The following is a 14,191-nucleotide window of genomic DNA, read 5'->3' as shown; positions in this document are numbered from 1 at the left end:
GATCAGCAGTAATTTTAATTACTTTCAATGAACCGAGGAATTGCTATTACCGGGATGGGGTTAATTTCTTCCATTGGAAACAATGTAGAAGAAAATTTAACTTCTTTAACATCCAATAAAACGGGTATTTCACGTATTACCCAAATAAACACGGTTCATAAGAACGATATTATGGTAGGGGAAATTTCCCAAACCAACGATATGCTCGAAAAACAGTTGGGCCTAGCTCCCAATTCTTATTCAAGAACACCCCTCTTGGGCATCATTGCGGCCAAAGAAGCTATTTCCCAAGCTGGTATTGACAACATTAAAGATTGTAGAACCGGTCTTATATCGGGCACCACTGTCGGAGGTATGGACAAGGCGGAGCAATACTTCTATGACTATTATGAAAGTGATGAGCACTGGAACCATATCAACGGCTTGCATGCCGGTGACTCCACCCAAAAAATAGCGGATGCCATTGGACTTGCAGAAAGTTTTGTAACCACCATAAGCACAGCTTGCTCCTCATCTGCCAACGCAATTATGTTAGGGGCAAGAATGATAAAAGCCGGTGAACTGGACCGTGTTATCGTAGGGGGATCTGATTGTTTATCTAAATTTACCATAAACGGCTTTAAAACCCTTATGATACTTTCCGATACCTACAACACTCCTTTTGACGAACATAGAAAAGGGTTGAATTTAGGAGAAGCGGCAGCCTTTTTGGTATTGGAGTCGGACGAGATCGTCTCTAGAGAGAACAAGAAAGTGCTGGCTTATGTAAAAGGGTATGGCAATGCGAACGATGCATTTCACCAAACAGCCTCTTCCGAAAATGGCGACGGTGCCGTTTTAGCTATGGAGAAAGCTTTTAAAGTAGCAGGATTAAAACCTTCAGATATAGATTATATTAATGCCCATGGGACGGCAACCCCGAACAACGACCTTTCAGAAGGAAGATCACTTTTACGAATTTTCGACAACAACGTTCCTGAATTTAGTTCTACCAAAGCTTTTACAGGGCACACCTTGGCCGCAGCCGGTAGTGTAGAGGCCATCTATTCCGTTTTGGCAATTCAAAACAATATAATATACCCTAACATTGGTTTTAAAACTCCTATGAGCGAGTTCGATCTTGTTCCAGAGACGGCATTAAAGCATAAAGAAATTAATACGGTACTTTCTAATTCTTTTGGTTTTGGAGGTAATTGTTCTACTCTTATTTTTACCAAAGAGGCATGAAAAAGGAAGTTTACATAAATAGTATAGGTTCTGTATCTGTTCAAAAAACATTTGACAGCACGCAGTTTTTAGAGGATATCGTTACGTATAACGACACCACCTTAAAGGTTGTGGACCCTAATTACAAAGAGTACATTCCGCCCGCTGCTGCCCGCAGAATGGCCAAGGGCATTAAAATGAGCGCAGTAAGCTCTAAAAACGCAATGAAAGAGGCAGGGTTGCAAAATGTAGATGCCATTATTGTCGGTACAGGATTGGGATGCCTTGGGGATTCTGAAAAATTCGTAAGCGACATCATCAAAAACGATGAACAATATTTGACCCCTACCCGATTTATACAATCGTCACATAACACCGTTGCAGGATCCATAGCACTCGATATGGGTTGTAAAGGTCATAATTTTACATACGTTAATGCCTCTATTTCCTTTGAGTCTAGCCTATGGGATGCAAAATTACAGCTACAGGCAAATGAAGCTACCCATATTTTAGTGGGTGGTGTAGATGAGATGGTAGACCACCATGTGGACACACATAGGTTCATAGGTCATGTAAAAGACAAACCCGTGACCATGGAAGAAGTACTTTCTTCGAACACCAAAGGGGCCGTAATCGGTGAAGGATCTCATTTTTTTGTGCTTTCCAACAAAAAAGGGAAATCTACTTATTCCAAATTAACATCCATTGGTATATACAACACATTGGAAAAAGATAAAATCGCAGATGTAATTACCGGTTTTCTAAAAGACAACGAACTTTCTGTACAAGACCTGGACGGAGTAATTTTAGGCAACAATGGTGATGTTGAGTATGATCATTTTTACACCAATCTCTGCTCTTCGATTTTTGACAACACACCTCAACTTGTTTTTAAACATCTTTCGGGCGAATATGATACCGCAACCGGTTTTGGGTTCTGGTTGGCCAATAAAATATTCAAAACAGGTGAGGTACCGAAAATAGTGAAGCTTAACGACAAAAACATAACCGAGCCTAAAAGGTTATTGTTATATAACCAATACCGAGGACGAAACCATAGCCTGGTATTGTTGGAAAAATGCTAAGGCGTAAGACCGTAAATACTGTTTTCATCATTCTAACGGTAATGTTGCTGGGTCTTTCTTTTTTTACCGTTATTCCGTTAACAGTATACCTACTCGTTTTTCTATCTTGGTTCTTGATTACCGCATGCGGTTCTTTTTTTATACGATGGAACTATCACTACAAATCCCTACACAGCAATAAAAGTATTAAAGACAACCTTGTTGCCATAACCTTTGATGATGGCCCACATCCAGAATATACGCCCCAAGTATTAGAGCTTTTAAAAAAACACAATGCCAAGGCCACCTTTTTTTGTGTCGGAAAACAAGTGCAGAAGAACCCAGATCTTTTCAAGGCAATCATAGACGGCGGGCACACCGTTGGAAACCACACCTATACACACGTAAGGTCTTTTGGCTTTTTTAACGAGGAAGAAGTAAGTAAAGAGCTTCTCAAGACCATAGATTTGGTAAAAAATATCAGTGGCCTACAAATGAAATTGTATCGACCTGCCTTTGGAGTAACCAACCCCAGTATAGAAAAGAGTGTAAAAAAATTGAACCTAACCTCTATAGGCTGGAACGTACGTTCTTTGGATACTACCCCGAGAAACGAAAATATGGTTCTTAAGAGAATTACTTCTAAAATTTCAAAAGGCGACATTGTTCTATTACATGATACCAGTGAAAAAAGTGTGCGTGTTTTGGAACGGTTATTGTTATTTTTGGATGAGAAAAAACTAGAATCGGTTACAGTAGACCAAATACTACAGATCAAAGCTTATGAATAAATTTTTGGTAATAACACTCTTGTTCATAGAAGCGGTTACGGCACAAACCAAGATGACATCTGCCGAAGCGCAGGTTCTACGCACCATGGTCAAAGAAAAGGCCGCCGTCACCAAAACCATTCTGAGCGATTTTACACAGTACAAACATTTAGATTTTCTTTCCAACGATATCGAATCTAACGGCAAACTTGCTTTTCAGGCACCGGACAAGGTACTTTGGCAATACTCCGCCCCCTTCTCATATTCGATACTTTTTAAGAACGAAAAGCTCTACATAAACGACAATGGAAACAAGAGCGACCTGAATGTTGGCTCCAACAAACTGTTTAAACAATTAAACCAGTTAATTACCGCCAGTATTAACGGAGATATGTTTATTTCAGACGAATTTGAAATCGATTATTTTAAGACCGATGATTCCAGCATTGTACATTTCACCCCCAAAGACACACAGTTTTCTGAATTTATAAAGACATTTCATATATCCTTCTCCAAAACCGGCGAAGTTACCAGGGTAAAAATGATAGAACCCAGCAACGATTATACCCTGATTATTTTTCATAACAGGATAGAAAACAAAGCAATACCAGATGCGGTTTTTTCTCAGTAGTATTTTCGTAATACTTATTGGTTGTACCCCCTACCCAAAAAAAATGGGTTACGACCAGTCGACCTCCACATCTGTTGAAGTTACCAATCCGTATTTCTCAAATGTAGACCATGATTATGTCTATAAAGCCAGCATTCTTGTTTTCGACAAACAATTTGGAGGTATTCTAATAATTAAAAAAATAGCGGAGAACAATCACCGGGTAGTGTTCACTACCGAATTTGGCAATACTATTTTCGATTTTTCTTTTGAAGGCGACGGTTTTAAGGTAAACCGTATTCTTAAAGAAATGGACCGTAAGTTATTGCTGAATATTTTAGAAAAGGATTTTCGAAGTCTTATAAAAGAACACATACCCTCGATAGACACCTTTAAAAACGGGAATAAAAGTTTGGTAAAGACCCAAAATAGAGCTAAAAAATATTTTTACCTATTTGAATCGGATACTTTAACTCAAATTGCACATATTGCAAATCAAAAAGAAAAAGTAGTTATTAAATTCTCGAAAATAAGTAATAACATTGTAGATTATATACAAATCACACATAATAATATAAAACTCCAAATTAGGTTGACTGCCATTTAAACAGCTTCCTTTTGAGGATACAAAACAACATATATGTTAATCGACGGTCTTTACGAAATATTGGAATATGAGCATGAACAGCAAAAGGTCGAGGCCATTATCAAATTAAACAAAGACCATAGTATTTTCGAAGGTCACTTCCCCGGACACCCGGTTATGCCAGGGGTTTGTATTATTCAAATCATAAAAGAGCTCACCGAAAAATCATTGGATAAAAACCTAGCGCTATCCGTGGCTTCGAATGTAAAGTTTATGGCCATTATCAATCCTCATAAAAACGAAGTAATAAAGTTCCATTTAGCACTTTCAGAAAATGATGGCGACATCAAAGTGAAAAACACGGTAAGTTTTGATGAAACCTTGGCATTAAAATTGAACGCTACGTTTAAAATAAAAAATTAATGAAATCATTACTTTTTGGTCCTTTGGTTTTTTTACTTCTTTTTTCAATGAACCTAAAAGAGGTGCGCAAAATGTACCCTATGGCCATAGAAGATCCCAATGTTACAGACGAACTATACAAAGATCTGTCAAATGTCTCCGAAGCCGACAATATTATCCTTTACGGTTACAAAGGCGCTACTCTGACCTTAAAGGCCAAACATGCAAAGAGTATCAAGGAAAAGAAAAATTTCTTTAAAAAAGGGGCAGATATCATAGAGTCTGCCTTGGCATTGAACCCCGACAGTATAGAACTCCATTTTATTAGGCTAAGTGTTCAAGAAAACGCTCCAAAGATCCTTAAGTACAATACCAAGATCGAAGAGGACAAAAATTTTATTCTTAAAAATCATGATAAATTGGATAACAATTCGATAAAAACATTGATCCGAGATTATATTCATACATCAAAACTTTTTACAGAAGAAGAAAAGGCCTCTTTTTAGCTTTCTCTAATGCGTATCTTTGCCCAAACCATTATCCACTAACTAAAAAACAACATCCATCATATAAACGTGCCCGCCCCCACTGCCATACAAGAGAGAATGCAACAACATCGTTGCTGTGTTATAATACCTACTTATAACAATGAGAAAACCTTGGCAAAGGTCTTGAACAGTGTTTTGGAATACACCAGCAATATTATTGTTGTAAACGATGGAGCCACCGACAGCACCCCCGAAATCCTGGAAACCTTTCCACAGATAGAAAAGGTTCACTTTAAAAAAAATGAAGGTAAGGGAAAAGCCTTGAAAGTTGGTTTTAAAACAGCGCTGGACAGGGGGTACGAATTTGCTATTACCATAGATTCTGACGGACAACATTTTGCAGAGGATATTGCGATTTTTTTAGATACCCTAGAAACCGAGCAAACCAAGAACGTACTTTACATCGGCGCCCGTAACATGTCGCAATCTGACGTACCCGGAAAAAGTAGCTTCGGCAACAAGTTCTCCAATTTTTGGTTCTGGTTCGAAACGGGAACTTGGCTTACCGACACACAATGTGGCTATCGTTTGTACCCTTTAAAGGAGATACAGAAGTTAAAACTTTACACCCCTAAGTTCGAGTTTGAAATAGAAGTGATCGTAAAGGCATCTTGGCACGGAACATTGGTAAAAAACGTTCCGGTAAAAATATTATATGACGATAAAGATCGTGTATCACATTTTAGAACCGTACCCGATTTTACGCGTATAAGTATCTTGAACACGTGGTTCGTGCTAGTAACCGTTTTCTATATTAAACCACGTAATTTTTTCAGAAAACTTAAAAAAAAAGGAGTTAAAAAATTTCTTTTAGAGGATGTAATGGGAAGTAACGACCCACCGTCTAAAAAGGCATTTTCCATTGCTTTGGGTGTTTTTGTAGGGCTAAGTCCATTTTGGGGGCTTCACACCGTACTGGTCTTGTTTTTGGCCGTTCTGTTTAAATTGAACAAGCCCATTGCCTTTGCTTTTTCCAATGTAAGCCTACCACCGTTTATTCCTTTTGTGGTGCTGGCAAGCTTAAAGATCGGTAGCTGGATCTTAGGAGAATCATTTACCTTTTCATTAGATGCCATTCATCAAAATTTTGATTTCTTAACACACCTAAAAGCATATATTATCGGTAGCTTATTATTCGCAACGGGCAGCGCTTTAATTTTAGGGGGAATTGGCTATCTTACCCTTACATATTGGGGAAAGCGGAAAATAGCCGTTAATAATGGGTAATTTTTTTCTGAAGACATATCATTCTATAAAAAACCACAAGGGCCTTAGCATATCGTTACTTTTGCTAATGGTATTTGTTCTTTTGTTTTTAGCCTCAAAAGTCAATTTTAAAGATGATATCACCGCTTTAATTCCCTCCAATAAGGAAACACTTCGAATTCAAAAAGTACTTAAGTCCATTTCATTTACCGATAAGATCATCGTTAATATTGAAAAAGGCCCCAATACCTCTATAGATGAACTCACCCAGTATGCCTCTGAGTTTACGGACAGTGTTTTAAAAGACCTTTCACCCTATGTCAAAAAGGTTCAGGGCAAGGTAAACGATACCGAAGTCTTTCATATGTTAGATCTCGTATACGAGCACCTTCCTCTGTTTCTTGAGGAGAGAGATTATCAGGCCATAGACCTTAAATTATCGAAGGACAGTATACAACGTCAAATGGAACAAAATTACCGAACGCTTATATCCCCGTCCGGTATTATTTCTAAAAAAAGCATCCTCAAAGACCCTTTGGGCCTATCATTTATTGCTTTAAAAAAACTTCAAAAACTAGGGGTAGCAGAAGATTTTAAACTCCATAATGGCTTTTTACTGAACAAGGAAGAAACAAATATTTTACTCTTTTTAACCCCTGTAAACCCATCTAGCGCCACGGTAGAGAACAAACCTTTATCGGACGGATTGTATACTCTGGAAAACAAATTCAAGACCAAATACCAAAACAATATAGAAGTGTCATTTTTTGGTGCCGCCATGGTCGCCGTGGCCAATGCACAGCAGGTAAAAAATGATATTTTGTTTACGGTAAGTATCGCCATGATACTTTTGCTGATCCTTTTAATAGTCTTTTACAAAAAGTTCACTTTACCACTAATTCTGTTTGCCCCCACCGTTTTTGGGGCGCTGGTCGCAATGGCATTCCTATCGTTGGTACGCGAATATATTTCTGCCATTTCATTGGGTATCGGCGCTATATTATTGGGTGTTACCTTAGATTATGCCCTACACATACTTACCCATATTAGAAAGGGACACAGTATAAAAATGCTCTATAACGAGGTGGCGCCCTCTATTATAATGAGCAGTCTTACTACGGCTTCCGCTTTTTTATGCCTTTTGTTCCTAGACTCACAAGCGCTACAAGACCTAGGTATTTTTGCCTCTGTAAGTGTGACCGGAGCGTCCCTTTTTGCCTTGTTATTTGTACCACAGGTATATGTCTATAAAGAAAGTGTAAAAAAGAAAACCAATTTTCTGGAACACTTGGCCGCATTTCAGTTTCATAAAAACAAATGGGCCATAGGACTTTTGGTCATAGGTATAGTAACAAGCGCCTTTTATTACAACAAAGTAACTTTTAACCAAGATATCAGTAAACTAAACTATGAGTCCAAAGCACTTACAAAGGCAAAACTAAAGCTCGAAAAACTTACCGACCTAGAATCAAAATCCGTTTATCTATCTACTTACGGAGAGGATCGGGAAAAGGTTTTACAAAAAAACGATGCCTTTTACGAAGACCTAAGGCAACTAAAAGAAAAAAACGAGATTATCAACTTTACCTCGGTCTCCAGTCTTGCAAAATCTTCTAAGACCCAAAAAGAAAAAATCAATTCATGGAGCAATTTTTGGACGTCAAAAAAAATAGATTCCTTAGAAAAAAACCTTAATAATTTCTCGAAAGACCTAGGATTCAAAGAAAGTACCTTTCAAAATTTTTATACCTGGCTCAATGGTAATTTCACCCCGATGCCCCTTTCCGATCTTGAGAAAGTTCCGTTGTTGAGCATAGACGACTATATAGTTACAGATAGCTCTGGCACTACGGCCACTACGTTGGTAAAATTGAACGACGACCAATTTGATATTTTAAAAGATCGATTTAAAGACGAGCGGAATACCTTGCTTATAAATAGAAAACAAGTGAACGAGTCGTTCTTGGGCACTTTAAAAAATGACTTTAACCGCTTGTTGACGTTATCGTTGATCACCGTATTGGTTATACTTGCCCTGTTTTACAGAAGTCTATCATTGACTTTGGTAACGGCGATACCCATTTTTCTAACATGGTTTTTAACCGTTGGCATCATGGGGTTGCTGAATATAGAGTTCAATATTTTTAACATTATTATCTGCAGTTTCATTTTTGGCTTGGGCGTGGATTATAGCATCTTCGTTACCAATGGCCTATTGACCGAGCATAGGACCGGTGTTAAAACACTGCCCACACATAAGACCTCTATATTGTTATCCATTATTACGACCATAGCCAGTGTTGGGGTCATGGTCTTTGCCAAACATCCTGCACTATATGCCATCTCAAGGGTCTCTCTTATCGGAATATTTTCTGCCGCCTTTGTGGCCTTTACATTGCAACCGCAGTTATTTCGACTTTTTATAGGAAATAAGGATAAAAGACCCATTTCATTAAGATATTTCATCCATTCGGTATTGTCTTTCATTTATTTTGGTCTTGGCGGTATTGTTTTCTCTCTATACGCGTGGATCGTAACCAAAATAAACCCCGATCAAGCGCAAAAAGAAAACATACGATTTCACAAAGCGGTCTCCATTCTCATGAAATCGGTATTGTACACCAACCCCTTTGTAAAAAAACAAGTGGTAAACCCGCATAACGAAACCTTTGAAAAACCGGTAATGATCATTGCCAACCATACCTCTTTTCTAGATATTCTATGTATTGGTATGTTACACCCAAAAATTATCTTTTTGGTCAACGATTGGGTTTACAACTCACCCATATTCGGAAGGGCAGCCAAGCTAGCAGGGGCTTATCCGGTTTCGGGGGGGATAGAAAATGGAGAGCTATATTTAAAGAACAAACTGGAGCAGGGCTTTTCTTTTATTGCTTTTCCCGAAGGAACACGTTCCACGACCAATAAGATCAAAAGATTCCATAAAGGTGCCTTTTACCTGGCCGAAAAATTAAACTTGGATCTACTGCCCGTATTAATTCATGGCAACTCAGAAGTTTTACCAAAAGGCAGTTTTGTAATTAGGGATGGCAGTATCACCGTAGAGTTATTGCCAAGAATACCGGTTTCCTCTAAAGAATATGGGGAGGATTATACCAAAAAAGGCAAATTGGTAGGCGCTTACTTTAGAAAAGAGTTTAGACGGTTACGTGAGCAAAAAGAAGGTTCCGATTATTGGAAAAAAACCTTACTTGAAAACTACCGTTATAAAGGTGACGCAATGTACAAAAGGGTCAAGACCGACCTAAAACTATATTCTGAAATATACCACAAGATCATTAGATCAATATCCCCCAAAGAAACTATTGTTCATCTTTCGGCAGATGACGGGCAGTTAGACCTATTGTTATCGTTGGACTCACTGGACAGAAGAATACATACTTATTTATCCGACACACTATCCAGAGAAGCCTTAAAGCAAAATTTTCTGACAAAGAACCATAGCAAGATCACCGTATACCGTACCGCGGAAGAGGCCTTGTCGCAATCGACAAACTTGCTAATTGTACACCTTAATGAGTTCGAACTAACAAAAATCAAAAACCCTGATATTCAAACGATAATTCTTTTAGAACCAAAAGAAAATATTGATTTGAAAGAAGTTTCACATACAGATTTCTCCATTAGTGATCAAAGTGATAATTTTATTATACTAAACAAAAAAACACAACATTGAAAAAACATTACGACGTAGTTATTATAGGTAGCGGAATGGGAGGTCTTGTTGCGGCCAACATTCTGGCACGTGAAGGTCGTAGTGTCTGTGTTTTGGAAAAGAACAACCAGTACGGTGGCAATCTTCAGACCTTTGTACGCGAGCGTACTATTTTTGATACCGGGGTGCATTATATCGGAGGACTTTCGGAAGGCCAGAACCTTTATAAGTACTTTGATTATCTGGATATTTTAGACGGTCTCCAATTTAAAAGATTGGATGAAGACGGTTACGATATCATTTCTTTTGGCAATGATGACGAAGTATATCCGCATGCTCAGGGATATGATAATTTTATAGCTCAATTGATCAAAAAATTTCCTGAAGAACGCAACGCCATAGAAGCGTATAGTGCCAAATTACAGGAAATATGTCATAAATTTCCCTTGTACAAACTGGAGGAGGGCAAACCTTACGGTAACGATCCAGAATTATTTCAGCAAACTGCCAAGGGCTATATTGACAGTATTACCAAAAATGAGAAACTTAGGGCCGTTTTGGCAGGATCCAACCTCTTATATGCCGGTGACCCCGACAAAACCCCTCTATATGTTCATGCCCTATCCATTAATTCTTATATAGAAAGTGCCTATAGGTGTGCGGATGGAGGTAGCCAGATTACAAAACTTCTTGTAAGAAAACTAAAAGAAAATGGTGGGGAGGCCTATAAACATAGTGAGGTAGTAGATATAACCTGTAACAACAAAAAGTTGGTATCCGCCACTACAAAAGATGGCCGTATCGTGTACGGAGATCTGTTTATATCTAACATTGAACCCAAATACACCCTAAAACTGGTAGGTGAAGAAAACTTTAGAAAATCGTATAACTACCGAATACAGGAAATGGAAAGTATCATTTCCGCATTTAGTATCCACATTGTGCTAAAGCCCAAAACCTTTAAATATCTAAACAAGAACTATTACCATTTTAAAGATTACAAAAAAGTTTGGGAGGGCCATAAGTACACCGAGGAAACCTGGCCAGAAACATACATGGTTTGTATGGGAGCCAGAAAAAACCAAGATGAATGGGGAGAGCAGCTTACGGCGATCACCTATATGAGATATGAAGAAATCTTGGAATGGGAGGACACCTTTAACACCGTGTCACAAAAAAACGATAGAGGTGCTGGATACCAATCTTTCAAAAAACAGAAAACAGAAATATTTTTAAAAGAATTAGAAAAAAAGTTCCCTAATATCAGAGAGTGCATACAGTCGGTACATGCCTCCACGCCATTGTCTTACAGAGATTATATTGGCAACCATCAAGGTTCTATGTACGGTTATGTAAAAGATGTAAACGATCCTTTAAAATCTTTTATATCGCCCAAAACAAAAATCGAAAATCTATTCTTAACAGGTCAAAGTCTAAACATGCACGGCATTTTAGGTGTTACCATAAGTGGAGTGGTTACCTGTTCAGAAATTTTGGGAGGCCCTTACTTGGTCAATAAGATCAAAAAGAAACTTTTAGAGAAAGAAAATAAAAAAACCATAGTCTAATGGGAACTTTTAAGACTACACCGATCACCGTTCTAGAAAACGTTTCAAAGCAAGATTTTGTAAAGAACTATTACCGACCCCAAAAACCGGTATTGATCAAGGGTATGACCAAAAACTGGCCCGCCTATAAAAAATGGACCCTAGATTACATTCAAGAGAAAGCTGGCGACCAAGTGGTTCCGTTGTACAACAACGAACCTGCAAAAGACAAACAAAGTGTATACGAACCGGTACAGGAAATGAAACTGGCAGCGTATATAGAAATATTAAAAACAAAGCCTACAGACCTTAGGATCTTCTTTTATGAAATACTAAAAAAGATGCCCGATCTAGCCCAAGACTTTGAATACCCCGATATAGGGCTCAAGTTTTTCAAAAAACTTCCGGCCCTATTCTTTGGCGGTGGCGAATCTAAGGTATTTATGCATTACGACATTGATTTGCCGGACAGTATGCATTTTCATTTTGACGGCCATAAACATGTAACCTTATTTTCTCCCGATCAAACTAAATACTTATACAGGGTTCCATATTCCATTCATAATTTAGAGTCCATAGATATGGATAATCCTGATTTTGAGGCCTATCCAGCGCTGCAATATGCAGAGGGTATTACCGCACATATGGAACATGGTGATGCGCTTTTTATGCCCAGTGGCTATTGGCATTATATAAAGTACCTGGACGGTGGTTTCTCTATGACGCTGAGGGCCTTGCCCAGAAAACCGAAAAAATTCATGCAAATGTTATATAATGTAATGATCATGCGTCATTTCGATAATTTTACAAGAAAACATTGGGGACAAAAGTGGTTGGATTATAAAGATGAACTGGCCATAAAAAAAACACATAAAAACCTAGCAAACCTTCTTTAGTGAGATACCTAAACACCTTACATCGTTTTATTGTTCTTTTCTTGCTCATGGGCTGCATGGTTTCATGCGGCGTATCCAAATCATTAAAAGAAGAACTCGATATTTCACAATATCGAACAGAAATTTCAGAGCGGGTACAGATCAACGATACTACCTTTATTATAGAAGATAATTTCTTGCGAAAGAACCAACAAGGGCTCTGGGAGCTATATGTAACCGGAAACCCCTTAGAACTAGGTCTAAAAACAGGGCACTTAACACAAGAACTGTTTAACGAACAGGAAGATTTTTTTATAAAAAAAATAGACGAACTGGTCCCCTCCAAAGGATATCAGAACCTACTTCGTAAATTTCTGGCATGGTTTAACCGTAAAATGTATCTGAACATTGACGAAAAATATAAGGTAGAACTGTATGGTGTTTCACGCTATGCATCTCCCGATTACGACTATATCGCCAAACCCTACCAAAGGGTCATGTACTTTCATGGTGCCCATGATATCGGCCATGCCCTGCAAGATTTGGCTTTGGTCGGCTGTTCTTCTTTTGCGGCGTGGGGAGACCACACCGACGATGGCAAATTATTGATAGGCCGTAATTTCGACTTTTACGCAGGGGACGATTTTTCAAAAAATAAAATTATCGCTTTTATAAAACCAGATGAAGGCCATGCATTTATGTCGGTTACCTGGGGCGGAATGATCGGGGTTGTATCGGGTATGAACGACCAAGGACTTACCGTCACCATAAACGCCGGTAAATCACAATTTCCCCTAGTCGCCAAAACTCCCGTTTCTTTGGTGACAAGAGAAATACTACAATATGCCTCAACGATAGATGAGGCCATTGAAATTGCAAAAAAGCGCGAAGTATTCGTATCGGAATCCATTTTTGTAGGTAGTGCAAAAGATAAGAAAGCGGCTATCATAGAGGTTTCCCCAAAAAACTTTGGGGTTTACGAAGTAGAAAATTCCAATCAACTGATCTGTGCCAACCACTTTCAAAGTGCCGCTTATTCAAATGACAAAAAGAACCAAAAACATATTTTAGAAAGTCATTCGCAATATAGGTATGAACGCATGGAAGAGCTTTTAGACGAAACGCAAAAGGTAACACCCAAAAAGGTAGTAGATATTTTAAGGGATAAAGAAGGGTTGGACGAAAAGAAAATCGGTTATGGCAACGAAAAAGCGCTGAATCAATTGTTGGCACACCATGGCATCGTTTTTAAACCAGAAGAACTATTGGTATGGGTTTCTAGCAACCCATATCAATTAGGGGAATTTGTAGCATATGACCTAAACGAGATTTTTAATACCGCAAAAGACCCTAAGCACGATGTAGCAAAAAACGACCTCAACATTGCCAAAGACCCGTTCTTACAAAGTAAAGAATATAAAAACTACGAACAATACCGGGTATTGAGAAACCAAGTACAAGACGCCATAGCCGATGAAGAAAGAATCGAAAAACCCGTTTTGGACCAACTTATCGAACTGAACCCCAATTTCTGGGAGGCCTATTATTTAGCAGGTCTTTACAATTATAAAAAAGGATACGACCGGTTGGCCTTGGATTACTTTGAAAATGCACTGGAAAAAGAAATTACTACCGTACCGGACAAAAAAAACCTTGAAAAACTAATTCGTAAAATAAAGAGGTAACAACCTATTCAAAATC

General features: G+C 38.3%; 12 protein-coding genes. All 12 read left to right on the top strand.

The features are described 5' to 3' along the window. Nucleotides 1-27 precede the first annotated feature (27 nt). The 12 genes from J8L85_RS04720 to J8L85_RS04665 all read left to right on the top strand — a co-directional run bounded on the left by J8L85_RS04720 (nt 28) and on the right by J8L85_RS04665 (nt 14,175). Complete coding sequence (locus tag J8L85_RS04720) at nt 28-1,227, top strand: beta-ketoacyl-[acyl-carrier-protein] synthase family protein (RefSeq protein WP_211015041.1); 1,200 nt, start codon at nt 28-30, stop codon at nt 1,225-1,227. After that, a complete protein-coding gene (locus J8L85_RS04715) occupies nt 1,224-2,291 on the top strand; it encodes a beta-ketoacyl synthase N-terminal-like domain-containing protein (RefSeq protein ID WP_211015038.1) in 1,068 nt (355 codons plus the stop codon). Before J8L85_RS04720 ends, J8L85_RS04715 begins: the two co-directional genes overlap by 4 nt. Beyond that, complete coding sequence (locus J8L85_RS04710; protein ID WP_211015036.1) at nt 2,285-3,061, top strand: polysaccharide deacetylase family protein; 777 nt, start codon at nt 2,285-2,287, stop codon at nt 3,059-3,061. Before J8L85_RS04715 ends, J8L85_RS04710 begins: the two co-directional genes overlap by 7 nt. Beyond that, nucleotides 3,054-3,671: an outer membrane lipoprotein carrier protein LolA gene (locus J8L85_RS04705; protein ID WP_247656554.1), complete on the top strand. Its 618-nt coding sequence runs from the start codon at nt 3,054-3,056 to the stop codon at nt 3,669-3,671. The genes J8L85_RS04710 and J8L85_RS04705 overlap by 8 nt, the downstream gene beginning before the upstream one ends. After that, nucleotides 3,652-4,257, top strand: a complete 606-nt coding sequence (locus J8L85_RS04700) for a hypothetical protein (RefSeq protein ID WP_211015034.1) — start codon at nt 3,652-3,654, stop codon at nt 4,255-4,257. The genes J8L85_RS04705 and J8L85_RS04700 overlap by 20 nt, the downstream gene beginning before the upstream one ends. A gap of 33 nt (nt 4,258-4,290) precedes the next feature. After that, nucleotides 4,291-4,659 (top strand): 3-hydroxyacyl-ACP dehydratase, encoded by a 369-nt coding sequence (locus J8L85_RS04695; RefSeq protein WP_211015032.1) that lies wholly within the window; start codon nt 4,291-4,293, stop codon nt 4,657-4,659. Further along, a complete protein-coding gene (locus tag J8L85_RS04690; RefSeq protein ID WP_211015030.1) occupies nt 4,659-5,144 on the top strand; it encodes a hypothetical protein in 486 nt (161 codons plus the stop codon). The genes J8L85_RS04695 and J8L85_RS04690 overlap by 1 nt, the downstream gene beginning before the upstream one ends. A 99-nt stretch (nt 5,145-5,243) precedes the next feature. Then, nucleotides 5,244-6,413: a DUF2062 domain-containing protein gene (locus J8L85_RS04685; RefSeq protein ID WP_211015028.1), complete on the top strand. Its 1,170-nt coding sequence runs from the start codon at nt 5,244-5,246 to the stop codon at nt 6,411-6,413. Between the two features lie 67 nt (nt 6,414-6,480). Then, a complete protein-coding gene (locus J8L85_RS04680) occupies nt 6,481-10,089 on the top strand; it encodes an MMPL family transporter (protein ID WP_247656553.1) in 3,609 nt (1,202 codons plus the stop codon). Next, nucleotides 10,086-11,636 carry an NAD(P)/FAD-dependent oxidoreductase gene (locus J8L85_RS04675; protein WP_211015024.1) on the top strand — a complete coding sequence of 517 codons (1,551 nt, stop codon included), beginning with the start codon at nt 10,086-10,088 and terminating at the stop codon, nt 11,634-11,636. The genes J8L85_RS04680 and J8L85_RS04675 overlap by 4 nt, the downstream gene beginning before the upstream one ends. Beyond that, a complete protein-coding gene (locus J8L85_RS04670) occupies nt 11,636-12,511 on the top strand; it encodes a cupin-like domain-containing protein (RefSeq protein WP_211015022.1) in 876 nt (291 codons plus the stop codon). Before J8L85_RS04675 ends, J8L85_RS04670 begins: the two co-directional genes overlap by 1 nt. Beyond that, nucleotides 12,511-14,175, top strand: coding sequence for a C45 family peptidase (locus tag J8L85_RS04665; protein WP_348771723.1), 1,665 nt, complete (start codon nt 12,511-12,513; stop codon nt 14,173-14,175). The genes J8L85_RS04670 and J8L85_RS04665 overlap by 1 nt, the downstream gene beginning before the upstream one ends. Nucleotides 14,176-14,191: the final 16 nt, after the last annotated feature.

Source organism: Maribacter sp. MMG018 (genome assembly GCF_018100785.1).
Classification (GTDB): domain Bacteria; phylum Bacteroidota; class Bacteroidia; order Flavobacteriales; family Flavobacteriaceae; genus Maribacter.
Note: the sequence above shows the minus strand (reverse complement) of the source record. Positions and strands in the feature narration are given on the sequence as shown.